We start from the raw sequence: 24,779 nt of genomic DNA, 5'->3' as shown, positions 1-24,779 counted from the left end.
CAATCTGACTAGCTGATGAACTTGAATTTATTTTCGAAGAATGTCCCGATGATGGGAAGAGGTTTCATTACTCCGTTCGAAGCGTTGATTGCGCCAATGATCATCAAGACGATGTTGATCAATCCAATGTATCCAAGGGAATATATTCCGGTTACCATCATAAGGATGTTCAAAATAATGGAAAGGAAGATACCAAATACGAAGATGCCAAGACCTTGTCTCAAATGGTACCTTAAAAAGTCATCGGCTTTCTCTTTTCCAGAAAAATAAGCTATTAACCAACCAATAAGTGTGATGTAAGCGACTACGGCTAATGTTTTGTTGTTCATAATGTTATTGTTTAATTTTTTACTTAATTGAGTATACAATTGCGCTAATTATAAAAAATAGAAGGATGCAGGCCGGTAGTGCATAAGTGAAAAACGGAGTTTTCGATCTTTTCCTTAATTCGACTCCTTCTAGTTTCATTTCGGGGCTAAATTCGCCCATTCTGCGTTGTTGCTTGCAATGCACGCAAACAGAATGGACTTCCTTCCAAAGCGGGAAGAGAGGGATCCAAAACACATGGAAATAATTTTGGTAAGCAATTAGGGCCAATGTGTCCTTTTGCTGGCAATAACTGCATGCTGAGGAACAAACCTGAGTTCCAATACGACTTTTTCTAACTCCTAATATGAAAAACATAGTTTCTATTTTTGTTATCCAAAGTTTTTTAATTTCAGGGACAGATACAATTAATTAGAATCTACAATGTTTATACGTCCGATAAAAAAGCATCTACAAAATCTCTACAAGAATTTATAAGTTACTGTTATTCAGCATTAAAGTAGCGTTATTCTATATCTAAGCCAGTGATTCTTGACTGCTGCCTACTGAAATTAGCTGTAATTATCGCTAGGAGTAAATGAAAGGACCATTCCCATCCAGCGATGAAATAAAAGGGGATTTTTAATCAGGATTGAGGGTTTTTGAAAAAATAATTCTTTTATTATCAGGCTGTTTAAGGGAATAATGAAAAAAAAGTGTTTTTAGATTGTGAATTGTTCTGAAAAAACCTACCTTTGCATCACTTCAAACAACGAAGGGTTCTCGATAAAAGAACAACGATTCCGTAGCTCAGCTGGTAGAGCAATACACTTTTAATGTATGGGTCCTGGGTTCGAATCCCAGCGGGATCACAAAAAAAGCCTCACAGAAATGTGAGGCTTTTTTTGTACCCGCTCGGGATTCGAATTGTTGCATGATCCGGGAATGGCTGTGGGCATGGCGGACATGCACCGCAGGCACCATTTATGGTTCGATACGGAGAAGGTTCAGGGCAAGTGTTTGGGCTTTGCGGGGCTGAACCACTCCCAGCGGGATCAGACCAAGAGAATCCCAGGGCAATGTGCCTACCTAGGATTCGAATAATTGCATGTTGCTTATTGGCCTGTGGGCATGGCGGACAGGCACCGCAGGCACCATTTATGGTTCGACCCGGAGAAGGTTCAGGGCAAGTGACTGGGATTTGCGGGACTGAACCAACCCTAGCGGGATCAGACCAAGAGAATCTCCAAGGCATTGTGCCCGCTCGGGATTCGAGTAATTACTGCTACAGCATGCATACTAACCCATCCTGAAAACTCCTCAATATAACATTCCTTAAAATCGATATCTTTTTCTGTATTAATCAGTTAAACAATACTTAACTTTGTTAGTGAATACTAACTAACATAAGGTTTGTAGCTATGAAGATTGAAGGATATACGGATAGGCAAATTGAAATCATTGAAGCTGCCACTAGGAGAATTGACCGGTATGGCATACAGAATCTGACCATTAAGAATCTGGCTGCCGACATCAAGGTAACTGAACCAGCCTTGTATAGGCATTTTAAGAGTAAGAATGATATTCTCATGAGCCTGCTTAACTATTTCATTGCTAGAATGGAGAATAGGATCTCCAGCCTCTCTTTCAATAAGCAGAAGAGTCCTGCTGAGAATTTAATTGACCTGTTCAATTTCCAGTTCAAGACATTTACCGAAAGACCAGCAGTTGTGAGTGTCATATTTGCTGAGAATATCTTTCATTTTGATGAAGGCTTAAGTATAAAGGTTGCTCAGATCTTGGACTTGATGCAGGGCTACGTAGAACAGAATATCTTGAATGGTCAATCCAAGGGTGTTTTCAATGCGGAGATCCAATCATCAACCTTAGCAACTATTTTATTGGGTGGAATACGTCTAACAGTCCTTAAATGGAAGCTGTCTGGTAATAAGACAGATCTCATCAAGGATGGTAGGGCAGTGGTCAATGGGGTATTGAAAATGATTAAAACAAAATAAACAGAATATGAAAAAATTAATGCTATTGGGGATTAGCAGCATCTTACTATGGAGCTGCCATCAAAATTCAGATCATTCACACAATCACGATGCAGAAAGCCATGCAGCACATCAGCATGACCATGTTGAAGGAGCATTGGAATTGAACAATGGAAAGAAATGGACGATGAATGAAGAAATGAAGCCTTTTGTTTTGAAGGGAGTGGACTTGATTCAAATTTATGTGCAGGAAAAACAAACCGATAACCTGCGGCTTGCAAAAGAATTAAAAGAACAGAATGACCAGCTCATAAAAAGCTGTACCATGGATGGAAAAGGACACGATGAATTGCATAAATGGTTACATCCTCACATGGAATTGGTCAAGGAATTAGAAGCCGAGAGAAATCCTGAAAAGGTGAATGTCATCATCGCCAAGCTTCATGACTCCTATATGGAATTCAGTAAATTTTTTAACTAGGCCAATTCCATTACCATGAGTATGCAACGAAAATTTACCATTTTCCATCGCGTGTTGCATTGGATAATGGCTTTTGCAATGCCCGTTCTTTTCATTACAGGGTTTCTCAGGATGTACTGGATGGGCAAGAATAACATTATTCCTGTTTTAGAAAAGCAGATTTCAGGCATTTCAAAAGAGCAGGTTTCAGAGGTTGTGAAGGGTATCCGTGAACCCATGTGGGAATGGCATGAACTATTTGCCCATATTATGATCTTTTCATTTTTAGCAAGGATTATCTATATGCTAGTTAAAGGGATCAGGTTTCCCAATCCATTCCTGAGGGTTCAGTCCTTAAAGGAGCGTTTGCAAGGTTTTACCTATGTCTATTTCTATCTTTTTGTAATGATCTCTGCAGCTACTGGAATCTGTATAGAAAAAGGCTTTTTTAGCCAATGGAAAGAAAGCATAGAAAGTGTCCATAAATGGGGTCTATACTGGTTTCCTATATTTATAGTGCTTCACTTGCTGGGTGTTTTGATCGCCGAAACTACTGACAAAAAAGGGATTACATCCAAAATGATAGGAGGGGATAAAGAAAATAAATCTTAAAATAATAGATTCAAGAATAAAGAGCTTTTATGGTTTAAATAACTATTGAAGCTCTTTTTTTTGACTGAAATTTATTTTGCTCTGCAGATCAGGACTGTCCAGTTTGATGAAGCATTGATTGAGTGCATTTTTTAAAAACTCACCACGAATCACCTTTTCCTTTATTTTCAAAACGTTTGTCCTGATTTCTTCATATTCTGTGAGGGTAATATTGTCTAAAATTTTCTCAATGTCCTTTAAGCTTTTTATCGTGCGTCCAAGGTTATGCTCTTGAACAAATTTTGCCATGGCCGATTCTTCCCAAACGATGACAGGCAGACCTTGAGATAGGTATAGTGATATCTTATGTGGGGTGGAATATTTTAGATATTGTCCGGCAAGACCGGTACAGGTTTTTGTACTGTCTCCTTCCCAAACCAATCCAAATGAAATGCCACTGACATCCATGGTTGGGTGGCCTGGATCGAATACGCCCAAATATTCCATGTTCTTATGCAATTCCACTGGTTCCAAATGTATACCGTATAGCTTCGTTTTGAAATTAGGCTTCCATTTGTAGATGAAGGCTGCTTTTTCTGGCGTTAAGTTCCCTCCGAAAACAATATTCTTCTCCAATATCGCTGTCCCTACACCAGAAGGTTGATGGTTTGGATCGAGCCTGAAATCAAATAATTCTAAATCTACGATCTTATCAGCTGCTATGTGGTTGCTAATCAGCCATCTGGACATTTCCGCATTCTGGGAAATCAATACATCTGCAAAATCTAAATATTTAATCTCTAGCTCTGGATCGATTTGCCCAATTCGCCGAATAGAATCTAAGTCTATTATCATCATGATGATCCTCAATCCTTTATTTATTTTTGCCTTATAAAGGCTCGAATAAACGGCTTTTGCCACCTCAAACAAGCTCTCAAAAGGAATCAGGACCATAATCACATCATTAGAGTCCAATTCTGCTATATATTTTTTAAAGGCTAGGTAATTGGCATAATTTGCATATCGTCTAGAAAGTATCCTTTTCAACCTGTATTTCGAATCTTTTAACGTGATCTTGTAAAATTCATAGGTATTGGAATCAGACAGGTCTGACTTGATGGTTTCAAAAACATCATATCTTGCTTTAAAACCCGCATGAAAATCTTTATAATATAAATCATTGATAATGTGGAAATTCATATGTCAATCTATCAATAAAATGAATTTTAGTAATTGTCCCCTCAAACCTTACACGGTACAATATTGTTAAAATTTTCTCGATATTTAAAATTATATAACAAATTATCTTATTATTATAAATAGTTGGATTTCATTCCCTTGTGATAATTGGGTGTTAATTTTAGATAAGCTCTCTCTATTCAAAGCCTTGATAAATTCCAGGACTGTTATTTTTTCAAACAAATTTGCTTTCCAATCATTTAATGGATATAAAATAAACATGACGCAATGAAAAATCTATTTATACCAATCATCTTGAATGCACTATTATTTGCTTCCTGTAGCAATAATGCCGGAACGAAGCAAAATGAAAATGCTATCAATGACAGCACAAACCTGAAGTCTGAAGCAAATAGGGAACTGGTTCCATTTGTATTAGGCGAAAATTATTTTGTAAAAAACACGGTTCCAGAGGATAAAAATGGTGCTCACAAAATTGAAACGCAAAAAGCCTTTGATGAATTCTTTTCGCCAGCAGCAACTATGGGTGATTCTGGAATGCCCAGTAACATCGATTTTGATAAGCAATTTGTTATTGCGATCATTTCAGCGAGTTCGGATTTAAAACCTAGCATTGATTCCATTTCTCTGAACAGAGAAGGTGGAGAGCTATTGCTGAAATATAAAGAGTCCTTCGGTGAAAAACAGAGTTTTACCATGCGACCTGTGGCTATTTTAATCGTCGATAAGAAATTTGATGGTGTATTGAAGCCTGAAGTAATGAGTACGTTGTAAGATTTAAACATATTCAACCATAGCTATTTACCTATTTAATAGCTTTCTGCAAATGATTAAGTGGTACCATTGAAAAATGTTTTCAACGGTGCTTCTTTTTTGATTTATTTCTTGGAAATATGAAAAGAATATTTTCTATATTTATGATATCAAAATAATATCATAATAAATCATAATTATGGAAAAGATCATTAAACCAACATCAGGCTATTTAGCATTAGGGATATTGTTTTTAAGCCTTCTAGGAATTATTTTCTCGTTTATTCAGATAGGTTCACATGGGCAGATTGGATATGTGCCAGTATTGGTAATCCTGTTCATTGTTTTTATCGTAATCATAAAGGGGCTGATCATTGTCAATCCAAACCATTCCCGTGTTTTAAATCTATTTGGTAAATATGTGGGCACCATCAAAGCCAACGGTCTGTTTTTTATCAATCCATTCTATACAGCTCAGAAAATAAGCCTTAGATCGGAAAACCTACAGGGCCAGACCTTGAAGGTGAACGATAAATTGGGAAATCCGATTGAGATTGCCGCAGTTATCGTTTGGAAAATTGGTGATACCTACAAGGCCGCTTATGAGGTACAGAGCTATATGGATTATGTGAGGGTGCAGAGCGAAGCTGCTGTTCGACATCTCGCCGTAAGTTTTGCCTATGATAGTTTTGAGGATGAGAATGCGGATCTAACCTTGAGGGATGGAGGTGAAGATGTCAACAAAATCTTGGAATCCGAGCTGTCAGCACGTCTATCCAAAGCTGGGGTAGTGGTAGAAGAAGCCAGGATAACGCATTTAGCCTATGCTCCAGAAATTGCAGGAGCCATGTTGCAGCGTCAACAGGCATCAGCAATTGTGGCTGCCCGAGCTAAAATCGTTGAAGGTGCTGTCGGTATGGTTGAAATGGCACTCCAAAAGTTATCAGACAAGAATATTGTGGAATTGGACGATGAGCGAAAAGCAGCGATGGTCAGTAATTTGATGGTGGTTCTCTGTGGGGAGAAGGCAGCACAGCCTATTGTAAATGCAGGAACCCTTTATAATTAATAAGGAGTAATTCCGGATAGTTAAGAAAGATTTATGAAAAAGAGTTTTGTGATCAGGGTGGATGAAGAAACCTTTAAGCTATTGGAAGCGTGGGCTCAGGATGAATTTAGAAGCGTGAATGGACAGATAGAATTTCTGATCCATCAAGGTTTGCAGAAATCTGGCCGAATGAAAAAAACAAAAGCAAAAAACACAAATGGATCAGTTGAAGAAAGCAACTGATCCATTTAACATATTTTTAGTCCCTTCGGATGTATTCTCTGTCATCATCCGACATCTCATCATCATTTCCCAAAAACAATTGATCTTCGGTCGGATTGATTGTATTGGTAATCCCATATTCTTTTGGGTGCTTGTTTTTTCTTCTGAATATTATAGCGCCGACAACAACACCTAAAAGAAAAAATATCCCTAGAATAATCAATTTAGAAGTGCGGATGTCCCCAAATAGCCAAAATGAAGCTTCCTCTTTATTGTTGAAAAGGACAATGGCTAATAAGGCCAATAATACTGCGATTACAATGGTCTTTGGTTTCATATCGATAATCTTAAAGGACAAAACTATAAAAATAAGCTAGGATTTCAATTTTTAGTAACAATATGATTGCGCTAAAACCTCCTGTGTTAGACTTTATTAAAATTTATTGTAATTTTATTTAGTTTCCTAATATTAAAAGTTTGAGATTGTATTTACTGGAAGTTAGGTTCTTGACGGTAATTTTTTAGCCATTTCGGATTGTAACCATACTGTTAATAAACTTTTTGGCACGTTTTAGGTTAATACAGTAGAATAATCTTAAGTATATTGACGTTAAATTATAAACAAAATACTAAACAAAGGGAATATTGATAAAGGATTTTATTGGGAATACACCGTTACGAAGGGAGGATTATTTATCCAAGAAATATGGAACAAACATCTTAATCAAGGAGGAGTTCTATAATCCTGGAAAATCATCCAAAGATAGGGCTGCATGGTTTATGGTTGAAGATGCCATTAAGCGCAATAAAATTGTTGAGGGAGGCACATTTGTTGAAGCAAGTAGTGGCAATACCGGTATTAGCATCGCTCTGATCGCCAAAGAGCTTGGCTATAGGTCGAAGATATTTGTTTCTGCCAGTTGTTCTGATGAAAAGATTAAATTATTGAAGAGTTATGGTGCAGAAATTGAACGATGCGATAATTCTAATGGTTTGCATGTTTTCAATTCCACTCAATATCTTGCACAGGCTTTTTGTACCAACAACCCCAATACCTATTTTACGAACCAATACTATAACTCAAACAACATCAAAGCGCATTATATAACAACAGGACCGGAGATTTGGCAACAGACAAATGCTGCAGTCACCCATGTTTTGGTTGGTGTTGGTACAGGTGGTTCCATTTCAGGAATTGGAAGGTATTTAAAGGAGCGTAATCCAGGGATCAAGATCTGGGGGGTTGAACCAAAGAATTCAGTCTATCATCTGTTTATGGACAATAATCCAATCCCTGAGGAAGAAGTTCGTTTTGATGCCATAGAAGGTATTGGACGGACATTTATTCCAGGAGCATTTGATAAGCAAGTAGTCGATCATATCTTTCAGATCGGAAAAGATAAGTCAGAAGTCATTGCCCATCAATATCTGGAGGAATGTGGCGATTTATTAGGTTTTTCAAGTGCAGCTGTCTTGGCCACATTGGACGAGAACCTGGAAAGAATGAATTTGAAAGAAACTGATCAAGTGGTCCTATTTTTTCCAGACCATGGCAGTCGCTATATTAACAAGTTATATCAGGATTTTTATCCTCAACCTCAGGTAAAAGAAAACTATAATGCATCAATATAATGATATAGCAATTCCAATAGCTTGGCCTGACCAAACGGCGAGGGGTGATGAGTTATGGATGGCCATATTAAAGAAATTAGGGATAGTAAAGAACCTTAATTTCAAGGTAGGGCATGCAGCCATAGTTTTAATAGAACGAAAGACTGGCAATCTCAGGTATTTTGATTTTGGGCGTTATATCGTTCCTCGAGGATTTGGAAGAGCGAGATCCAGCGAGTTTGACCCAAGGTTGGAGTTGATCAGCAAAGCCAGATTTTCGGAAGACCATCAATTGATGAATTTTGAGGAGATCCTCGTCGAATTGTCCAAAAAAGAATCTGCCACACACGGAGCGGGCCGGTTGTTATGTTCCATTGCCGAAAATGTTTCTTTTCAGAAAGGAGTTGAATATGCCGAATCCCTGGTCGATAAGGGGCCTATTTTGTACGGAGCGATAGCCCCGAACAATAACAGTTGTTCCCGTTATGTTGCCCAGATCTTGGTCAATGCGATGGAAAAGAGTGATCGACGCTGTAATAAAATCTTTTTTCCGGAATGCCTGAAGGCAAGCCCCACCAGCAATGTCGTCAATGCTGTCGAAGATAATGAGATCTATTGCTTCCATAATGGGGTTTTGGAAAAGAAAAAGTTGGGACGTTGGGAATCATTAAAATTCCAGGTTGATCTCTTGAAACCTAATTTCTTGAAATCAAGATCACATGAAGTTCCCGATGACCTATTGTTGGGCTTTATCGAAGAACCTAAAAGGCCGAAAGACCTTCCGAACAAGGCAGAATGGCTTGGTGGATTGGGTGAAGGCTGTTGGTATTCCATTTCAGCAAATCAAGATGAAGCTGAAATTAGTAAGTTCAACCATAAAGGAGAAGTTGAATATTCCGTAATCGGAACTACAGATGCTGCGTACAGTGATTTACATGATTTCAAGTTTAGCTATCATGTTCACCATAAAAAGCATCTTCTTAAACAGAATGATAAAGAAATAGTGTTTAATACACTAGATATTAATAATTTAAATATAAAACAATCTATCTAAAAAAGTATAATAAGAAATGGAATTAAAAATTTTAAAAGCAAAAATTCATACCGTAAAAGTAACTGAGGCAAATGTAAGCTATAATGGTTCTATCACCATTGATGCAGATTTATTGGATGCAGCTGGAATTGTAAAATATGAGCAGGTATATATCAATAATGCTGTAAATGGTAGTCGGATCATGACTTATGTCCTTCCCGGCAAGAGAGGAAGTGGCGAAGTTTGTATGAATGGTGGCGCAGCATTGCATGCTAAAGTAGGCGACACTGTACACATTCTTTCTTTCGTGAACTTAAGTCCAGAAGAGGCAGAAACTTATCAACCGACTTTGGTATTTACGGAAGGTAACAATGAAATTAAATCGGTAGAGAAATATAACTACTAAGGTTTAACCATACAATTTATTAGGCTGTCTACATTTTGTAGATGGCCTTTTTTATTGGTTCTTGCTGATATTCGTGATATTTGTATTGCGAGATGCTGGCCATTTCATGAATTGCCAATTTATGCCATTCTATGATTTAGCTAATATAATGCTCGCCATAAATATTGTTTTTTTATATAATTATTGCATCCTGATGCTTGCAGGATGAAACTTTAAGCATTAAGTTTAAAAAATCACTGAAATCAGTGAAGGATAAGTGTTTTTAAGTTGATAATTTCGAAGACTTAAAATTTGGGTTGCTAATACTATTAATATGTTGAAAAAGATCAGGAAAATCGGGTTACTTGCTATTAGTTCTATTTTTTGTTTATTGCTGAGTTCTTGTTTTGATGTTGTGGAAGAGATCAACATGAAAAGTAATGGCAGTGGTTCCATCGTAGGAACACTGAACATGAGCAAGAGCCGTACAAAGGTGTCATCCTTAATGAAGTTGGATAAGATAGATGGGTTCAAGATCCCTAATCAGGCTGAGATCAGAAAAGAAGTGGCTACCATCGTTCAGTTATTAAAGAATACAAAAGGCATCAGTAACGTAGATTATAAGCTTGATTTTAATAATTATATAGCGAGTGTGTCCTGTGATTTCCAAAATGTGCAGGCCTTAAATTCCTATACAGAAACACTTTCTAAACATTTCAAAACCAAATTAAACAGTTACTCGAGCTATAGTTTTAATCCAAGTAGCAAAACTTTTGTGCGTAACTATAAGTATAGTACCGAGGCAAAAAAAGAATTTGACAAACTAAAGCCTGAAAATCAAAAATCTTTCGATCAGGCATTTTACACCAGTATCTATCGTTTTCAAAATCCTGTCATCAAGCAGGACAATACGAACGGTAAGGTTTCAGGCAACAAGCAAGCTGTGATGGTCAAGGTTTCCGTTCCTAGCTTAATTAATGGTAAAGCCAATCTATCTAACAATATTGTCCTTAAATAATTTAAGAATATCTAATAAAACATATATGAATAACTTGAAACTTGCCATCGCCTTATTGGCAGTAAGTCTGGGAGGGAATGTATATTCGCAAGATCTCTTGTCAAAGGTTCCTGCTGAATCTAAAGTGGTGGTCGCATTGAACGGAAAAGGATTTTTCAAACATGCGAGTGCCCAACAATTGAACGAAATATTGAAAAGAGCTGGTCTGTTTGAAAAAATTGCAGAAGACAACAGTAAATTTCAATCTGAAAATATCGAAGAGTTAGGAATTGATATCCATGCAAAATCTTATTTGTATACCAATGTCAATGATAGCATGCAGTTCTTCGGAGCCATGATGCCATTGAAAAATAAGGCTCAATTTGAATCGATCTTTCCAGAGGAATATGTCATTGATGTACAAGGCGACCTAAATACCATTTATAGTGAGGATAGGACACTACGTATCAGTTGGAATCAAAATACCATATTCCTATTAGCAGGCGTGCCTATGGACAATTATTTCAGCCGTGAGGACATTAAACAGAAATTTGGCCTTTTGGAACTTCCGGAGTATGATTACGCGGCGGAAGACTATGACTATGACTATGACTATGATGGAGTGGATTCAGTAGCAGTGGCAGCAGATAGCACCTTGGATTGGGAAGCTTGGGCAGAAGCTGCGGACACTGTGTATCAAATTGAGGAAGAAGCTCCAGTGGAAAGAGATACATCAGAATTGTATAGTTTACCATTGCCTCCCGAAAAAGTGGCCCAGCCTGGGGAAGAAGGTTATATCGCTCCACCGATGGTACCAGATGAGTTTACTTACGTGGATTCCGTTTTAGAAAAGGATGAATATCAAGACGATTATTATCTAAAATACAGCGAGACATCGAATCATAATGACTCCATTAAGAATGTTTTTGCAAACCAACAGGTCAATAACCTATTGGATCGAATTATAGCTGGAAATATCAAAAGCTACAAATCGAAAAAGATGACCTCTATGAAAGATAATGAACTGCTTAGAATTGAAATAGGTTCATTAGACAGCTTAATGCATTTTTATTACCCTAGAAACCTTCTTTATGGTTATATGAGCGGACAGCCAGCTTTTGACTATGGATACGAAAGTATCAACAGTACAGTTGTAGTGGACGGAAATAGGATGAAGATCCTTGGTGATGTCAGCTTTGATAAAGAGATGACAAGGTACTATAAGGAAATGTACAATAAGAAAATCAATCCTAAGTTTGTGAACTACTTAAATGACGATGCTTTAGGATTCCTTTCGATCAACCTCAATACCGAAGCTTACTTGAAGCACATGCCTAGGATCGTACAGCGCGTTTATGGGGGAATGGATGGTAAAGTAGAGAAGATCATAGATCTATTCACCACCAGTATGGAGATTATCGTGGATGAAAAAGCGGTTGCCAAAGTATTTAAAGGCGATAACCTGTTTATCCTGAATGGAGTCACTCAAAAAGAAGTGAAATATATTGACTATGAATATGATGATGATTACAATTATCAAGAGATAGAAAAAACCAAAATGGAGAAAATCCCGAACTACTTGTGGATGTTCTCTTCCGATGATACTCGCATATTTGAAAAAATCTTTGCTATTTTAGAGCTTGAGAACAATATGGTAAACCATGATGGAATCTATGAGATTGTTGGCGGAAAGGTTGATGAATTTGCTCCATACATCTTGATCCAGCAAGGGATCGTTTTCTTGGGCAATGATCTTGAGCAGATGAAACAGATCAAGGATAAAACCTTTAAAGGAAATCCAGGAAGATTTGCTGCTATCGCCAAGAAAAATAAATTCTCCATGTTGTTCAATACTAAAAAGGTTCCAAGTATGGTTGATGATCTAGATCTTCCGGTTCATCGTTCGATGGAGAGTGAATTGAAGGGATTGTCCGAATACGGTGATATCTATATGATCAGCAATGGATTGAAAGGCAAGAATTTTACATGGGAAGCTGGTGTGGATTTTCCTAAGACCGGAAAAAATGCTCTAGATTTCTTGCTCAATTCTATGGACCGTGTCAGTAAATCATTAAATGATTAACCTATGGGTTGGATAAAAAAAACAGTAGTATTTATATTAGGACTTATAGCCGTAATGGCTATAAGTTTTTTTGTTTTTAAGTATTATAGATCTTCCAAAGCAGAAAACATCAAAATCCCTGAAAATTCAGTTTCAGTAATTCGCTTGGATGTGGATGGTCTTCTCCTGAAGATGTTCAAGAATTCCCTTTCCAATTATTCGGAGTATTATGGATCCAAGAAGGATACCAGTACAATTAGGGGTAAAGCCAAGTTTTGGGATATAGGGATGCAGATACCTTCTAAATTATATATGTTTAGTTTAAGTGATACTTCACGTCATTACTATGCTGTATTGGAAGTAAAGGATAGGGAAGATCTCAAAAGTTTCCTTAAGGGTCAAATAGGATTAAGTCAAGATTCTGTTTTCCAAGGTTTAGAGAAAGGGCAGGAGCTATATTCCAAAAAGCATGTACAGGCTCTCTTTGATAATCAAAGATTGATTTTATCATTAGGAAAGGACCAGCAGCCTGAAACCATGTTAACATTGTTGAAATCCGACGAAGGGGATTGGGCTTACGCCAATGGGTTTGGCAAAGAGCTGAAGGAGATCCAAGATGCTGATATGAGCTTTGTGGACAAAAAAGACAATTGGGCTACCGTTAATTTTCAAAATGGAAGATTGGATATTAATGCCTTTGTAAAATCCTCTTTATTGGGTTTTCCATCAAAGCCTGTCCAAGCTTTGATACCTGAAGACAACGTGCTTTATATGGCCTTAAACTCCGATCTTTCGCTTATTTTGAAGGATCAGGAAGCTGAACTGGAAAAATTAAAACTACCAGTCGATAGTATCTATAAATATGTAGGTAATTTTGCCACTATTGAATTGAAGGATAAAGAAGTTCTGGAGTCTGATACCATCATTACCTATGATTATGATGATAATTTTGAGATGACCGAGAAAAAGGAAATCAATCAGGTTGAAGTTCCTTCATTAACCTTTCAAGTTATGGCTTCCCCACATTTATTGGGATACCTTCCAGAAAAGATGTTCTATAAGTTTGGCAAGGACTTTCATAATGGTCTGATCAGATTAAGTACAGACCCTGCAACATTTGGGCAAAATATTGATCTAAAGCCATCATCCAATGTATTTGTATTGAGCTACCAGAAAAAACCTGTTTCAGCGAAATACTTAGGCTGGTTGCCAAACTATGATAAAATCCTAAAAGGTGAACTGAATGGTATCGCTGAGGGACCAAATAGCCTTCGTTTAAAGGGTGGATTTGTCTTTGAAAACCCCGCGGTTAATTCCTTTTATCAAATTATTGGATCCAGATAAAATATTGATAATCAGTGTTTCAACATTTAAATATTAATGCTTTATTAAAAATTTAAACTTTTGGCTTAGATTTTGGTCATATATTGCGAACAACATGAATATCGTATGAAAAGATTTTTGGGATTATTATTAGTAGCATTTATGGCATTTAGTGTATCCTCTTGTTATACACACCATCATCATCCGCATGGAATGCCTCCTGGACAAGCTAAGAAGAAATACGGTGGTAAATCTGCAAAACGTTATGCACCAGGTCAACAAAAGAAAAAACACAAAGGAAATAAGGGCAGACATAACCACCCTGGACATAGGGTAGATGTATTGTGGCAATATTAACCAATAGGAATTAATATCGGAAATTTAGCATTTCCGTTAACAATAGGATTCTACAAGCCCTTCTTAAATATATGAGGGGCTTTTTCTTTACCATTGAATTAATTGCATTGGTGAATATTCTATCCGATTATTGGGAATTCAAACTTTTCTTTCATCCCATTCCAACGATATACTCCGCTAAAATGGTACTTTTGAATAGGAAATCAATGGATTGAAATATGGGTTTCATTCGAGACTTATTCGAGGCATATTCGAGAATAGATTTGCTTGTATTGCGAAAATTCGGAATGTGTCCCGAATAAGGTCAATATTAAATCCATCAGGACTGCTTCTTCAAAAAAATTATGATGAAAGATCCTCGATTGCTAATGACCCTTTGAATAGTTTAGCTTCAGGAAAATGATCAGTTGGCTCCGGTTAATTGAAAGCCATGCGGTCTAAATACTAAATACTTACTACTAAATACTAGCAATAAAAAAATCCCCGTTATCTTTTGATAACGGGGATTTTTTTATTGTCAAATGCTTACTCAGCGATTACTTCGAAAGGGATTTGTACTTTCACTTCCTTGTGTAAGTTCAAGTTAGCGATGTACTCACCTAATTGCTTAGGTTCAGTTTCGAAAGTGATACGACGGCGGTCAACTTCATAACCTTGAGCTTTAAGAGCGTCAGCGATTTGAATGCTGTTAACTTTTCCGAAGATCTTGCCAGACTCACCAGCTTTAGCACCAATAGTTAATTTTACTGATTCTAATTTACCTGCTAATTCAGTAGCATCTTTTTTGATTTTCTCTTGTTTGAACTGAGCTTGTTTGATATTCTCAGCTAATACTTTCTTTGCAGAAGGCGTCGCCATTACTGCAAATCCTTGAGGAATTAAGTAGTTACGGCCGAAACCTGGTTTTACTACTACGATATCGTCTTTCTCTCCAAGGTGTTTAACATCTTGTTTTAATATAACTTCCATTATCGTATCCTCCTTATTTTAATGAATCAGTTACGTAAGGCATAAGTCCGATAATACGCGCACGTTTAACGGCTTGAGCAACTTTACGTTGAAATTTCAGTGATGTTCCAGTTAATCGACGAGGTAAGATTTTACCTTGATCATTTACGAACTTCAAAAGGAAGTTAGCGTCTTTGTAGTCGATGTATTTAATACCGTTCTTTTTGAAGCGACAGTATTTTTTACGGTTGTCCTCTACTTTAGGAGCAGTCACGTATTGGATGTTTTCGTTTGCCATTAGTTTGCTACCTCCTCAGTTTTAGTTTCTGCCTTTTTGTTGAATGCACCGCTACGTTTTTTCTCGTTGTAAGCCACTGCGTGCTTATCTAGAGAGATTGTTAAGAAACGCATCACGCGCTCATCACGTTTGTATTCAACCTCTAATTTTTTGATTAATTCACCTGGAGCCTTGAATTCAGTTAAGTGATAGAATCCAGTTGTTTTTTTCTGGATCGGATACGCTAATTTTCTCAAACCCCAATTATCTTCAGCGATAATTTCGGCTCCGCCTTCTGTCAAGATGTCTTTGAATTTTGCGATTGCTTCTTTCGCAGCATCTTCTGAAAGCAACGGGGTAAGAATGATTACAGATTCGTACTGTTGCATTTTGTAAATAATTATGTTTATTAATTTCTATCCGTAGTTATGTTAACGGAAGTGCAAAGATAGAAAAATCAATTGATTATTAAAAAAATGCTGAATTATTTTTTGTGTTGATATTTGGTAATCAATCCCTTCTAATCCATTGTAGTCAGATGTTTACAGAAAACACTAAATTCTTGCCCAATCCCGATTCATCTTTATCGAATATTTTCATCTTTGCCCCTGCACAAACTAGTAAAAAGTTAAGTTGAATTATATTATCAGGTTGCCTTGGTGGGCGAGGATTATAGTCGCGGTGACTATGGGGTTGCTAATTGGATTTGTAATGTTTGAATTGATCTATTTGGGGTTAATGGGAGGGTAGATATGAGTATTGAGATAAAAAGCGGGAAATGGATATAGAGATTTGAGATTTAATGCGGAATTGGTTTTCCGGTTAATATCTCAAATCTCATATCTCAAATCTCAATACTATTTTAAATTCGCCAATGCTTCTTTGATTCTGCGAAGGGCTTCTTTTAAATTTTCGTCAGAAGCAGCATAGGAAAGGCGGATATAATTGTTGTTACCGAAAGAGTCTCCACCAACTGTAGCAACATGACCGTAGTTCAATAAGTATAGAGCAAGGTCTGCTGAATTATTGATTACATTTCCCTCAGGATCCTTTTTACCAAAGAAAGAGCTGATCTCTGGGAAGAAATAGAATGCTCCATCAGGTAAGTTTGTTTTAACACCTGGGATATCATTCAATAGGTCATAAACCAATTGACGACGACGGGCAAATGCTTCTTTCATTTCCAATACACTTTCCAATCCTTGCTCATATGCCGCAATACCAGCACGCTGAGAGATTGAACATGTACCTGAAGTCGTTTGTCCTTGCATTTTTTCGTTTGCAGCAGCGATTTCTTTGTTCGCAGCGATGTAACCAAGGCGCCAACCCGTCATTGCAAATGCTTTTGAAAAACCATTGATAATGATTACACGGTCCTTAATGGAAGGGAATTGTGCGATAGATTCGTGCTTGTCTACGAAATTGATATGCTCATAGATCTCATCAGAGATGATATAGATCTGTGGGTGTTTTTCAAATACCTTTACCAAGGCTTCCAATTCAGCTTTTGAATATACAGAACCAGTTGGGTTACAAGGCGAGGAGAACATAAAGACTTTTGATTTTGGAGTAATCGCAGCTTCTAATTGTTCTGGGGTGATCTTGAAATCGGATTCGATCGTCGTATCAATATAAACAGATTTTCCTTCGGCCAATACCACCATTTCAGAATAAGAAACCCAGTATGGTGTAGGTATGATCACTTCTTCACCTGGATTCACAAGGGTTAGCAATACATTGGAAAGGGATTGCTTGGCACCTGTGGAAACCACGATATTGGAGATATCATAATCTAAACCGTTTTCATTTTTTAATTTATTTACGATCGCTTGGCGAAGTTCAGGATAACCAGAAACAGGGGAGTAACGGGTCCAGTTTTCATCCAATGCCTTCTTGGCAGCATCTTTTACATGCTCAGGCGTATTGAAATCAGGTTCACCTACACTCAAACTAATTACATTAATGCCCTTAGCCGCCAGTTCACGGCCCAATTTGGTCATCTTTAATGTTGCTGATTCGGATAGATTGTTTATTCTATCGGATAATATGGATGTTGTACTCATGATATTGCAAATATATTATATACAATTTATTATCGATGAGAAAAGTGTAACAAAATCTCTATAAAAATGATACTTTCTAAATAGATGGATGTAAATAGGTGTTTATGAAATTAATTATAGCTTTGTATGCAAAATTTAGGTTTTAGATGAAGTTAAAATTTGATGGGTTTATAATAGCCTTAATTTTCATGATATTCCTTGCCTACATTTATCCCGATGTTGCAGGTTATTTAGACGGCAAGTTTTTAAATGCTTTGATCAGTGTTGGTGTCGCGTTGGTGTTCTTCTTTTATGGGTTGAAACTGAGTTTCAATGAAATCAAGGACGGAATGAAGAATTGGAAACTTCATTTGTCCGTTCAGCTCTTCACCTTTGGACTATTCCCGCTGCTGGTTCTGTTGTTCCGACCGTTGGTGCATACTGAAACACAGGAGCAGTTTTGGCTATCCTTTTATTTCTTGGCCGCATTGCCTTCTACCGTAACTTCCTCGGTCGTGATGGTTTCCATTGCAAAAGGGAATGTCCCTGCTGCCATATTCAATGCTTCGATTTCAGGGTTGATCGGTGTTGCCATTACCCCATTGCTGATGCACTTCTTTTTAGAGGTAGGCGAAGTCAATGTCTTCGGAGAGTTGTATATAGGTCTTCTATTTGAAGTATTACTTCCCGTGATACTGGGCTTACTGATACAACCATATTGGGGAAAATGGGCCCATAAGTATGGCAAAGCTTTATCCAATTTTGATAAAGGAGTCGTTCTGCTGATCGTATATAGCAGTTTCTCGGAATCTTTTATGAATGATATTTTCAATACCATTGGCACAGGTTATTTAGCAAGCTTATTTGTCGCTGTTATTGCCCTGTTCTTTACGGTTTATCTGATTATTTTATTGCTCGTGCGTTATGTATTGAAATTCAATCGGGAGGATAGGATTTCTGCATTGTTCTGTGGATCAAAGAAATCGCTTACCCATGGTAGTGTATTCTCTAAATTTTTGTTTGCCAATAATCCCAAATTAGGGCTGTACATATTACCATTGATGATTTATCATGCCTTTCAGATTTTTGTGGTGACCATTATTGCACAACGTTTGGGAAATCAGAAAGATGAGGGTATATTAACAAAAAAGTAACATTTATTGTTTCTTAATTAATTATTTTTGCGGTTCAAATTTAGGGTTATGAATAGGCAGATGAGATTGGTTTTGTTATCCTTGGTAACCGGTATCGTATTGATGCTTATCAAGTTTGTGGCCTATTTTATCACCGAATCTAACGCCATTTTTTCTGATGCCGCTGAAAGTATAGTCAATATTGTCGCTTCAGGTTTTGCCTATTACAGTATTTACCTTGCAGCACAACCAAAAGATGAAAACCATCCTTATGGACATGGAAAAGTAGAATTCTTCTCTGTATTTGTTGAAGGGGGAATGATATTTATCGCTGGTAGCATTATCCTCATTAAATCCATCTATGCCGTTTTCTCACCTCAACCTGTAAGTAATGTAGAAGAGGGCATGTACTTGATATTAGCTACTTCACTGATCAACTTTGGGGTAGGATTCTATCTCATGAAGAGAGGGAAAGCCCTACGCTCATTGACCATTGAAGCTGATGGCAAGCATTTGCAGGTGGATGCCTATAGTTCAATAGGCCTGATTGCAGGACTTCTATTAATGAAACTTACCGGTTTGGCCTGGATCGACCTAGCACTTTCTTTTGTCCTCGGTACCTTCATTTTATATAATGGCTATAAACTTTTGAGAAAGTCAATTTCTGGTTTAATGGACGAATCGGATGCAGAAGTAGTGGAAGAAGTGGTCGCAATCCTGAACCAGAATAGGAAATCAGAATGGATAGATGTGCACAATCTTCGCATACAGCGATATGGACAGGAACTGCATATTGACTGTCACTTAACTTTACCTAACTATTATGACCTTAACCAGGTCCATGACAGTATCTCCGATTTCGATTCCGTTTTAAATGAAAACCTTGCCTCCAAGACAGAATTCTTTATACATGCCGACCCTTGCATGCCAGAGTGTTGCCATTATTGCACGGTAGAAAATTGCCCAATCCGCTCCGAGCCTTACTCCAAACATATTGATTGGAACATTGTAAATGTCACCAAGAATATGAAGCACTTCAGGAAAGCTTAAGTTCATTTCCCGGTCTATTCCCTAAAATTACCTTGCTTTATTGTCAGGAAAATATGGTCTTTTTGACTTGTCTTGTGTCTTAGCGTTCAAAAAGGTATCTTTATTAAAAACCAATTAATATGAAAATCTACAGCTTAGTAGCAGTATTCTTGATGTTTATTCAGGTTTCTCTTGCACAATCAGAACAAGAGGTCGCGAAAGTCTTAGATCAGTGGCACGCCGCTGCTGGTAAGGCTGATTTTAAGGAGTATTTTGGCTTAATGGATGCTAATTCCGTCTTTATCGGTACGGATGCTACAGAACGTTGGGACAAGCAGGAATTTATGGATTATGCCAAGCCACACTTCGATAAAGGCAAGGCCTGGAACTTCAGTAGTCTGGAAAGAAATATAGAAATTTCAGAAGACGGTAAAACCGCATGGATAGATGAGTTGTTAAATACACAAATGAAGATCTGTAGAGGTTCGGGCGTATTAGTACTTAAAGATGGGAAGTGGTTGATCAAGCAGTATGTACTGTCGATGACTGTGCCAAATGATTTGGCTGATGAAGTTGTCAAAATGAAGACCGACGTGGAAGATAAAATTATTGAAGAATTAAAACTTAAATAAAGATAATATGTTAGTGAAACACGAAGAAAATGGGAATAAGGGATCATTTATAGCTATTGAAGATGGCAAAACAATAGGTGAAATGACCTATTCCAAAGCTGGACCTGGTAAAATCATTATCGACCATACCGAGGTAGATCCAGAAGAAAAAGGAAAAGGGATTGGTTCCGTTTTATTGAACAAGGCTGTTGAACATGCGCGGGAAGGTAAAATGAAAATTATGCCCCTATGCCCATTTGCTAAGGCGCAGTTCGATCGCGATGTTAATATTCGTGACGTCCTGTTTTAATAGTTAAAAACTCAAAATCAACAATTATGAAAGCAGTTGTCATAGGTGCTACTGGCGCGACAGGTAGGGAATTGGTCCTGCAGTTGTTGGCAAATCCTAAAGTGGATTCGGTTAATGTATTGGTAAGAAGGCCTTTTTTTACGCCTGATCCCAAATTACACGAAGTAATTGTTGATTTTGATCGTTTAGAGGATTTCAGCCACTTTATCATTGGAGATGTTGCTTTCTCAACCATGGGCACCACATTAAAGGATGCCGGCAGTAAAGAGGGGCAATGGGTAGTGGATTATGATTACCAGTTGAAGTTTGCTGCCCTATGCAAGCTCAACAGGTTCCATAGCTTTGTGCTATTGTCCTCAGCCCAGGCAAATAAGAATTCCAGGTTCTTTTATACCAAAATGAAAGGATTGTTGGAAGAGGGGATCAAGGCCTTGAACTTCCCCAAATTAATCATCGTAAGACCTGGTCCTATAGATCGCCCTAACAGCAAAAGAAAAGGAGAGCAGTATGCGGTCAGTACCCTTAAGTTCTTGAATAAGTTGGGTTTGTTTAAGCTATATAAACCAATCAGTACGATGATTCTGGCTAGGGCCATAATGGATGCTGCCTTTGAAGATAAGGATGGTCTGATCGATATCTATAATCCCAAAGAGATCTGGGATGAATTAGGTGAAAAAGCTTAATCCGGCTCTGTTATTCCTTTCATTCTATTGATTCAAGACAAAGATTTTTCAGATTCCATCATTATTTCGGCTTTTATGGCTATTTAAAATTCATTTTATTATCTTTAGGCGAATTTTAAAAAAGAGGCTTATCAACTCTTTGAATTTCACTAATAATTGCAAAATAATATCATTTCAATAGAAAATTATGTCATCTAAGATCATTTACACAAAAACAGATGAAGCGCCTTTATTGGCAACGTATTCATTTCTACCTATCGTTCAAGCATTCGCAAAAACTGCTGATATTGAAGTCGAATTAAGAGATATTTCATTGGCAGGACGTATCCTAGCTAATTTAAACGAATATTTATCGGAAGACCAAAAAACTACGGATGCCTTGGCTGAGTTAGGACAATTGGCTACTACACCTGATGCAAACATCATTAAACTTCCTAATATTTCTGCTTCTATTCCTCAGTTAAAAGCAGCGATTGCTGAATTGCAAAAAGCTGGATATAAGATTCCAAATTATCCAGATGCTCCAGCAAACGAAGAAGAAGAGAAAATCAAAGCTGCTTACGCTAAAGTTTTAGGTTCTGCAGTAAACCCTGTTTTACGTGAAGGAAACTCTGACCGTCGTGCGCCTAAAGCTGTTAAGAACTACGCTAAAGCTAACCCGCACAGAATGGGTGCTTGGGCTTCTGATAGCAAAACGAAGGTAACTTCTATGCAAGATGGCGATTTCTACAGCTCTGAGCAATCATTGACCTTGGATGCTGACAGCCAATTTAAAATTGAATTTGTTGCTGCTAATGGTGATGCTAAAGAATTAAAAGGCCTTGGCAACTTGAAAGCGGGCGAAGTAATTGATTCTTCAGTAATGCATGTTGCTAAATTGAAGGAATTTGTTGCTCAAGCTATTCAAGAAGCTAAGGAAGCTGGAGTGTTATTGTCAGCTCACTTAAAAGCGACCATGATGAAGGTTTCTGACCCTATTATCTTTGGTGCGATCGTTGAAGTTTATTTTAAAGATGTTTTTGAAAAGTACGGTTCTCTTTTCAATGAATTGGGCATCAATAAGAACAATGGTTTAGGTGAAGTATATGCTAAAATTGCTGGTACTCCACAAGAGGCTGAAGTTAAAGCGGCAATCGATGCTGTAATTGCGAATGGACCTGATCTAGCGATGGTTAATTCGGATAAAGGAATTACTAACCTACATGTTCCTTCTGATGTGATCGTTGATGCTTCAATGCCTGCAATGATCCGTATCGGTGGTAAGATGTGGGATAAAGAAGGTGCAGAACGCGATACATTAGCGATCATTCCTGATAGATCTTATGCAGGAATTTATGAAGCTGTTATTGAAGACTGTAAAGTAAATGGTGCTTACGACCCTAAAACTATGGGTTCAGTTCCAAACGTTGGTCTTATGGCTCAAAAGGCTGAAGAATATGGTTCTCATGATAAAACTTTCCAAGCTCCTTCAAATGGGGTGATCAAAGTTGTAGACAACAATGGCAAAACATTGATGGAACAACAGGTTGAAGAAGGTGATATCTTCCGTATGTGTCAGACCAAGGATGCTCCAATCCAAGATTGGGTTAAATTAGCGGTAAATCGCGCTCGTCTATCAGATACTCCAGCAGTATTCTGGTTAGATGAAAACCGTGCTCACGATAGAGAAATCATCAAGAAAGTAAATACGTACTTGGCTGATCACGATACTAAAGGATTAGATATCCGTATTTTATCTCCAATTGAAGCTACTAAATTCTCGATTGAGAGAATCCGTAAAGGCGAGGATACTATTTCGGTAACTGGAAACGTATTACGTGACTACCTTACTGACTTATTCCCAATCTTAGAACTTGGTACCTCAGCTAAAATGCTATCAATCGTTCCATTAATGAATGGCGGTGGTTTATTTGAAACTGGTGCCGGTGGTTCTGCTCCTAAACACGTTGAGCAATTCTTGGAAGAGGATTATTTACGTTGGGATTCATTGGGTGAATTCTTGGCATTACAAGCTTCATTAGAACATTTAGCACAAACCCAGAATAATGAGAAAGCTCAAGTATTGGCAGATGCTCTTGATGAGGCAAATGCGAAGTTCTTGGCAAATGATAAGTCTCCAGCTCGTAAAGTTGGACAAATTGACAACCGTGGTTCTCACTTCTATTTAGCTACTTACTGGGCAGAAGCTTTGGCTAACCAAACTAAAGATGCTGAATTGGCATCTAAATTTGCTGGTTTAGCAAAGGCTCTAACTGAACAGGAAGCTAAGATCAATGAGGAATTGATTGCAGCACAAGGAAAAGCTCAAGAAATCGGTGGATATTATTATCCAAATGATGAATTGGCTTCGAAAGCTATGCGTCCTTCTGAAACATTGAATTCTGCACTAAGTTCATTGTAGAATTTCTAAATATTTACAGAAGCCCTTGTCTTTATTGACAAGGGCTTTTTTGTATTAAAGCTGTTGGTTTCCTTTCTATGATATTGCCATTCTGCGTATTAATCATTATTTTTAATAGTAAAACAACATAAACCTATATCCATGAGCAATAACAGTAGAAGAAATTTTTTGCAACGCAGTGCATTGGGAGCTGCAGCGGTATTGACAAGTCCAAGTTGGTTAAGCAGTCAGGCTGAAACTAAAGAGTCAGGTTTGGCAGACCAAAATAGTCTGAAATTAGGAATAGCAGGCTATAGCTTCGTAAATTTTAATTTGGAACAGTCCTTGGCCATGATGAAAAGGATGGATGTAAGATTTCTGTGCATCAAAGATTTTCATTTGCCGCTGAATAGTAGCGCAGAACAGATTGCTGCGTTTCATAAGAAATTGGCTGAATCAAATGTTACGGGTTATGCTGTCGGCCCTATCTATATGAAGACCGAAGCTGAAATTGACAAAGCATTTGATTATTGCAAGCGGGTAGGTGTGAATTTGATGATCGGTATTCCAGAAATCAAAGATCTTCCGTATGTGGCCAAGAAAGCCAAAGAAAATAACATCAAGTTTGGAATCCATAACCATGGTCCCGAAGATAAGATCTATCCGAATGCTACGGTTATCTGGAACCATATCAAAGATTTGGATAAAAATCTTGGGATGTGTTTTGATATGGGGCATGATACCAGAGATGGACAAGATGCCATCAAAGATTATGTAAAATACAAGGATCGGATATTTGATATCCACCTGAAGAATGTGACAGCAGCTGATGCAAAGGGCTCGACATGTGAGTTAGGGCGTGGAGTGATCAATATCCCTGCTTTTGTAAAAGCTTTGTTGAAAAACAAGTACAGTGGTTGCTGCAGTATAGAGTTTGAAAAGGACATGAAAGATCCGCTGGCTGGAATTGCAGAGTCGGTAGGTTATTTTAGAGGTGTGCTCAGCGCTGTTTAAAAATAAA

At 37.6% G+C, this 24,779-nt stretch carries 28 protein-coding genes and 1 tRNA gene; 22 read left to right on the top strand and 7 right to left on the bottom strand.

Annotated elements, in window-relative coordinates:
* Positions 1-8: 8 nt before the first annotated feature.
* Positions 9-329, bottom strand: coding sequence for a DUF4870 domain-containing protein (locus RT138_RS05760; protein WP_185212012.1), 321 nt, complete (start codon positions 327-329; stop codon positions 9-11).
* Positions 330-1,105: 776 nt separating this feature from the next.
* Between RT138_RS05760 and RT138_RS05755 the strand changes: the two genes are divergently transcribed.
* The 5 genes from RT138_RS05755 to RT138_RS05735 all read left to right on the top strand — a co-directional run bounded on the left by RT138_RS05755 (position 1,106) and on the right by RT138_RS05735 (position 3,375).
* Positions 1,106-1,178, top strand: a tRNA-Lys gene (locus RT138_RS05755).
* A gap of 114 nt (positions 1,179-1,292) precedes the next feature.
* The gene (locus tag RT138_RS05750) at positions 1,293-1,619 is read left to right on the top strand and encodes a hypothetical protein (protein WP_313189944.1); all 327 of its coding nucleotides are present in this window, start codon (positions 1,293-1,295) and stop codon (positions 1,617-1,619) included.
* Between the two features lie 108 nt (positions 1,620-1,727).
* Positions 1,728-2,324 (top strand): TetR/AcrR family transcriptional regulator, encoded by a 597-nt coding sequence (locus tag RT138_RS05745; RefSeq protein ID WP_313189943.1) that lies wholly within the window; start codon positions 1,728-1,730, stop codon positions 2,322-2,324.
* Positions 2,325-2,331: 7 nt separating this feature from the next.
* Positions 2,332-2,784 carry a hypothetical protein gene (locus tag RT138_RS05740; protein WP_313189942.1) on the top strand — a complete coding sequence of 151 codons (453 nt, stop codon included), beginning with the start codon at positions 2,332-2,334 and terminating at the stop codon, positions 2,782-2,784.
* 21 nt (positions 2,785-2,805) lie between these two features.
* Positions 2,806-3,375, top strand: a complete 570-nt coding sequence (locus RT138_RS05735) for a cytochrome b/b6 domain-containing protein (RefSeq protein WP_313189941.1) — start codon at positions 2,806-2,808, stop codon at positions 3,373-3,375.
* Positions 3,376-3,417: 42 nt separating this feature from the next.
* Here the strand turns inward: RT138_RS05735 and RT138_RS05730 are convergent, their stop codons facing one another.
* The gene (locus tag RT138_RS05730) at positions 3,418-4,554 is read right to left on the bottom strand and encodes a hypothetical protein (RefSeq protein WP_313189940.1); all 1,137 of its coding nucleotides are present in this window, start codon (positions 4,552-4,554) and stop codon (positions 3,418-3,420) included.
* A 267-nt stretch (positions 4,555-4,821) separates the two neighbouring features.
* Here RT138_RS05730 and RT138_RS05725 point away from each other — a divergent pair, with 267 nt between their 5' ends.
* From RT138_RS05725 to RT138_RS05715, 3 genes are all read left to right on the top strand, one after another.
* Positions 4,822-5,328 (top strand): hypothetical protein, encoded by a 507-nt coding sequence (locus RT138_RS05725; protein ID WP_313189939.1) that lies wholly within the window; start codon positions 4,822-4,824, stop codon positions 5,326-5,328.
* Positions 5,329-5,506: 178 nt separating this feature from the next.
* Positions 5,507-6,376: an SPFH domain-containing protein gene (locus RT138_RS05720; RefSeq protein WP_313189938.1), complete on the top strand. Its 870-nt coding sequence runs from the start codon at positions 5,507-5,509 to the stop codon at positions 6,374-6,376.
* A gap of 33 nt (positions 6,377-6,409) precedes the next feature.
* Positions 6,410-6,598, top strand: coding sequence for a hypothetical protein (locus RT138_RS05715; RefSeq protein WP_313189937.1), 189 nt, complete (start codon positions 6,410-6,412; stop codon positions 6,596-6,598).
* 16 nt (positions 6,599-6,614) lie between these two features.
* Here RT138_RS05715 and RT138_RS05710 read toward each other — a convergent pair whose 3' ends face one another.
* Positions 6,615-6,914, bottom strand: coding sequence for an LPXTG cell wall anchor domain-containing protein (locus RT138_RS05710; RefSeq protein ID WP_313189936.1), 300 nt, complete (start codon positions 6,912-6,914; stop codon positions 6,615-6,617).
* Between the two features lie 308 nt (positions 6,915-7,222).
* Between RT138_RS05710 and RT138_RS05705 the strand changes: the two genes are divergently transcribed.
* From RT138_RS05705 to RT138_RS05675, 7 genes are all read left to right on the top strand, one after another.
* A complete protein-coding gene (locus RT138_RS05705; protein WP_313189935.1) occupies positions 7,223-8,209 on the top strand; it encodes a cysteine synthase family protein in 987 nt (328 codons plus the stop codon).
* On the top strand, positions 8,196-9,242 hold the full coding sequence (locus RT138_RS05700) for a DUF6695 family protein (RefSeq protein WP_313189934.1): 1,047 nt from the start codon (positions 8,196-8,198) through the stop codon (positions 9,240-9,242). The genes RT138_RS05705 and RT138_RS05700 overlap by 14 nt, the downstream gene beginning before the upstream one ends.
* A gap of 16 nt (positions 9,243-9,258) precedes the next feature.
* Positions 9,259-9,627: an aspartate 1-decarboxylase gene (gene panD / locus RT138_RS05695; protein WP_093096189.1), complete on the top strand. Its 369-nt coding sequence runs from the start codon at positions 9,259-9,261 to the stop codon at positions 9,625-9,627.
* 313 nt (positions 9,628-9,940) lie between these two features.
* Entirely contained in the window at positions 9,941-10,624 is a 684-nt protein-coding gene (locus RT138_RS05690; RefSeq protein WP_313189933.1) for a hypothetical protein, read from the top strand.
* Between the two features lie 25 nt (positions 10,625-10,649).
* Positions 10,650-12,686, top strand: a complete 2,037-nt coding sequence (locus RT138_RS05685; protein WP_313189932.1) for a hypothetical protein — start codon at positions 10,650-10,652, stop codon at positions 12,684-12,686.
* A gap of 3 nt (positions 12,687-12,689) precedes the next feature.
* The gene (locus tag RT138_RS05680; protein WP_313189931.1) at positions 12,690-14,009 is read left to right on the top strand and encodes a hypothetical protein; all 1,320 of its coding nucleotides are present in this window, start codon (positions 12,690-12,692) and stop codon (positions 14,007-14,009) included.
* 141 nt (positions 14,010-14,150) lie between these two features.
* Positions 14,151-14,345 carry a hypothetical protein gene (locus tag RT138_RS05675; protein ID WP_313189930.1) on the top strand — a complete coding sequence of 65 codons (195 nt, stop codon included), beginning with the start codon at positions 14,151-14,153 and terminating at the stop codon, positions 14,343-14,345.
* Between the two features lie 525 nt (positions 14,346-14,870).
* On the opposite strand, the gene rplI is transcribed toward RT138_RS05675, so the two are convergent.
* The 4 genes from rplI to RT138_RS05655 form a co-directional block, all read right to left on the bottom strand.
* Positions 14,871-15,314 carry a 50S ribosomal protein L9 gene (rplI, locus tag RT138_RS05670; protein ID WP_185212046.1) on the bottom strand — a complete coding sequence of 148 codons (444 nt, stop codon included), beginning with the start codon at positions 15,312-15,314 and terminating at the stop codon, positions 14,871-14,873.
* A 13-nt stretch (positions 15,315-15,327) separates the two neighbouring features.
* The gene (rpsR, locus tag RT138_RS05665) at positions 15,328-15,591 is read right to left on the bottom strand and encodes a 30S ribosomal protein S18 (RefSeq protein ID WP_093096199.1); all 264 of its coding nucleotides are present in this window, start codon (positions 15,589-15,591) and stop codon (positions 15,328-15,330) included.
* On the bottom strand, positions 15,591-15,959 hold the full coding sequence (rpsF, locus tag RT138_RS05660; RefSeq protein ID WP_185212047.1) for a 30S ribosomal protein S6: 369 nt from the start codon (positions 15,957-15,959) through the stop codon (positions 15,591-15,593). The genes rpsR and rpsF overlap by 1 nt, the downstream gene beginning before the upstream one ends.
* Before the next feature lie 468 nt (positions 15,960-16,427).
* Entirely contained in the window at positions 16,428-17,633 is a 1,206-nt protein-coding gene (locus RT138_RS05655) for a pyridoxal phosphate-dependent aminotransferase (RefSeq protein WP_237219459.1), read from the bottom strand.
* Positions 17,634-17,779: 146 nt separating this feature from the next.
* Here RT138_RS05655 and RT138_RS05650 point away from each other — a divergent pair, with 146 nt between their 5' ends.
* The 7 genes from RT138_RS05650 (at position 17,780) to RT138_RS05620 (ending at position 24,772) form a co-directional block, all read left to right on the top strand.
* Positions 17,780-18,766, top strand: coding sequence for a bile acid:sodium symporter family protein (locus RT138_RS05650; RefSeq protein WP_313189929.1), 987 nt, complete (start codon positions 17,780-17,782; stop codon positions 18,764-18,766).
* A gap of 48 nt (positions 18,767-18,814) precedes the next feature.
* Entirely contained in the window at positions 18,815-19,795 is a 981-nt protein-coding gene (locus RT138_RS05645) for a cation diffusion facilitator family transporter (protein ID WP_313189928.1), read from the top strand.
* 119 nt (positions 19,796-19,914) lie between these two features.
* Positions 19,915-20,406, top strand: a complete 492-nt coding sequence (locus RT138_RS05640; RefSeq protein WP_313189927.1) for a nuclear transport factor 2 family protein — start codon at positions 19,915-19,917, stop codon at positions 20,404-20,406.
* A 7-nt stretch (positions 20,407-20,413) separates the two neighbouring features.
* Complete coding sequence (locus RT138_RS05635) at positions 20,414-20,695, top strand: GNAT family N-acetyltransferase (protein WP_313189926.1); 282 nt, start codon at positions 20,414-20,416, stop codon at positions 20,693-20,695.
* A gap of 26 nt (positions 20,696-20,721) precedes the next feature.
* Positions 20,722-21,378: a hypothetical protein gene (locus RT138_RS05630; RefSeq protein ID WP_313189925.1), complete on the top strand. Its 657-nt coding sequence runs from the start codon at positions 20,722-20,724 to the stop codon at positions 21,376-21,378.
* A gap of 187 nt (positions 21,379-21,565) precedes the next feature.
* Complete coding sequence (locus tag RT138_RS05625) at positions 21,566-23,779, top strand: NADP-dependent isocitrate dehydrogenase (protein WP_313189924.1); 2,214 nt, start codon at positions 21,566-21,568, stop codon at positions 23,777-23,779.
* Positions 23,780-23,920: 141 nt separating this feature from the next.
* Positions 23,921-24,772: a TIM barrel protein gene (locus RT138_RS05620; protein WP_313189923.1), complete on the top strand. Its 852-nt coding sequence runs from the start codon at positions 23,921-23,923 to the stop codon at positions 24,770-24,772.
* The last annotated feature ends 7 nt before the right edge of the window (positions 24,773-24,779 follow it).

Origin of the sequence: Sphingobacterium sp. (assembly GCF_032065005.1) — a bacterium.
GTDB lineage: Bacteria > Bacteroidota > Bacteroidia > Sphingobacteriales > Sphingobacteriaceae > Sphingobacterium.
Note: the sequence above shows the minus strand (reverse complement) of the source record. Positions and strands in the feature narration are given on the sequence as shown.

Bases quoted from the DNA above. Each gene is read 5' to 3' on its own strand.
- RT138_RS05650 (WP_313189929.1), top strand. From the start codon at position 17,780: ATGAAGTTAAAATTTGATGGGTTTATAATAGCCTTAATTTTCATGATA.
- RT138_RS05690 (WP_313189933.1), top strand. From the start codon at position 9,941: ATGTTGAAAAAGATCAGGAAAATCGGGTTACTTGCTATTAGTTCTATT.
- RT138_RS05735 (WP_313189941.1), top strand. From the start codon at position 2,806: ATGCAACGAAAATTTACCATTTTCCATCGCGTGTTGCATTGGATAATG.
- RT138_RS05680 (WP_313189931.1), top strand. From the start codon at position 12,690: ATGGGTTGGATAAAAAAAACAGTAGTATTTATATTAGGACTTATAGCC.
- RT138_RS05655 (WP_237219459.1), bottom strand. From the start codon at position 17,633: ATGAGTACAACATCCATATTATCCGATAGAATAAACAATCTATCCGAA.
- RT138_RS05730 (WP_313189940.1), bottom strand. From the start codon at position 4,554: ATGAATTTCCACATTATCAATGATTTATATTATAAAGATTTTCATGCG.
- RT138_RS05685 (WP_313189932.1), top strand. From the start codon at position 10,650: ATGAATAACTTGAAACTTGCCATCGCCTTATTGGCAGTAAGTCTGGGA.
- RT138_RS05700 (WP_313189934.1), top strand. From the start codon at position 8,196: ATGCATCAATATAATGATATAGCAATTCCAATAGCTTGGCCTGACCAA.
- panD (WP_093096189.1), top strand. From the start codon at position 9,259: ATGGAATTAAAAATTTTAAAAGCAAAAATTCATACCGTAAAAGTAACT.
- RT138_RS05640 (WP_313189927.1), top strand. From the start codon at position 19,915: ATGAAAATCTACAGCTTAGTAGCAGTATTCTTGATGTTTATTCAGGTT.
- RT138_RS05630 (WP_313189925.1), top strand. From the start codon at position 20,722: ATGAAAGCAGTTGTCATAGGTGCTACTGGCGCGACAGGTAGGGAATTG.
- RT138_RS05750 (WP_313189944.1), top strand. From the start codon at position 1,293: ATGGTTCGATACGGAGAAGGTTCAGGGCAAGTGTTTGGGCTTTGCGGG.
- RT138_RS05745 (WP_313189943.1), top strand. From the start codon at position 1,728: ATGAAGATTGAAGGATATACGGATAGGCAAATTGAAATCATTGAAGCT.
- RT138_RS05625 (WP_313189924.1), top strand. From the start codon at position 21,566: ATGTCATCTAAGATCATTTACACAAAAACAGATGAAGCGCCTTTATTG.
- rpsF (WP_185212047.1), bottom strand. From the start codon at position 15,959: ATGCAACAGTACGAATCTGTAATCATTCTTACCCCGTTGCTTTCAGAA.
- RT138_RS05725 (WP_313189939.1), top strand. From the start codon at position 4,822: ATGAAAAATCTATTTATACCAATCATCTTGAATGCACTATTATTTGCT.
- RT138_RS05760 (WP_185212012.1), bottom strand. From the start codon at position 329: ATGAACAACAAAACATTAGCCGTAGTCGCTTACATCACACTTATTGGT.
- RT138_RS05720 (WP_313189938.1), top strand. From the start codon at position 5,507: ATGGAAAAGATCATTAAACCAACATCAGGCTATTTAGCATTAGGGATA.
- RT138_RS05635 (WP_313189926.1), top strand. From the start codon at position 20,414: ATGTTAGTGAAACACGAAGAAAATGGGAATAAGGGATCATTTATAGCT.
- RT138_RS05710 (WP_313189936.1), bottom strand. From the start codon at position 6,914: ATGAAACCAAAGACCATTGTAATCGCAGTATTATTGGCCTTATTAGCC.
- rplI (WP_185212046.1), bottom strand. From the start codon at position 15,314: ATGGAAGTTATATTAAAACAAGATGTTAAACACCTTGGAGAGAAAGAC.
- RT138_RS05675 (WP_313189930.1), top strand. From the start codon at position 14,151: ATGGCATTTAGTGTATCCTCTTGTTATACACACCATCATCATCCGCAT.
- RT138_RS05715 (WP_313189937.1), top strand. From the start codon at position 6,410: ATGAAAAAGAGTTTTGTGATCAGGGTGGATGAAGAAACCTTTAAGCTA.
- rpsR (WP_093096199.1), bottom strand. From the start codon at position 15,591: ATGGCAAACGAAAACATCCAATACGTGACTGCTCCTAAAGTAGAGGAC.
- RT138_RS05645 (WP_313189928.1), top strand. From the start codon at position 18,815: ATGAATAGGCAGATGAGATTGGTTTTGTTATCCTTGGTAACCGGTATC.
- RT138_RS05620 (WP_313189923.1), top strand. From the start codon at position 23,921: ATGAGCAATAACAGTAGAAGAAATTTTTTGCAACGCAGTGCATTGGGA.
- RT138_RS05740 (WP_313189942.1), top strand. From the start codon at position 2,332: ATGAAAAAATTAATGCTATTGGGGATTAGCAGCATCTTACTATGGAGC.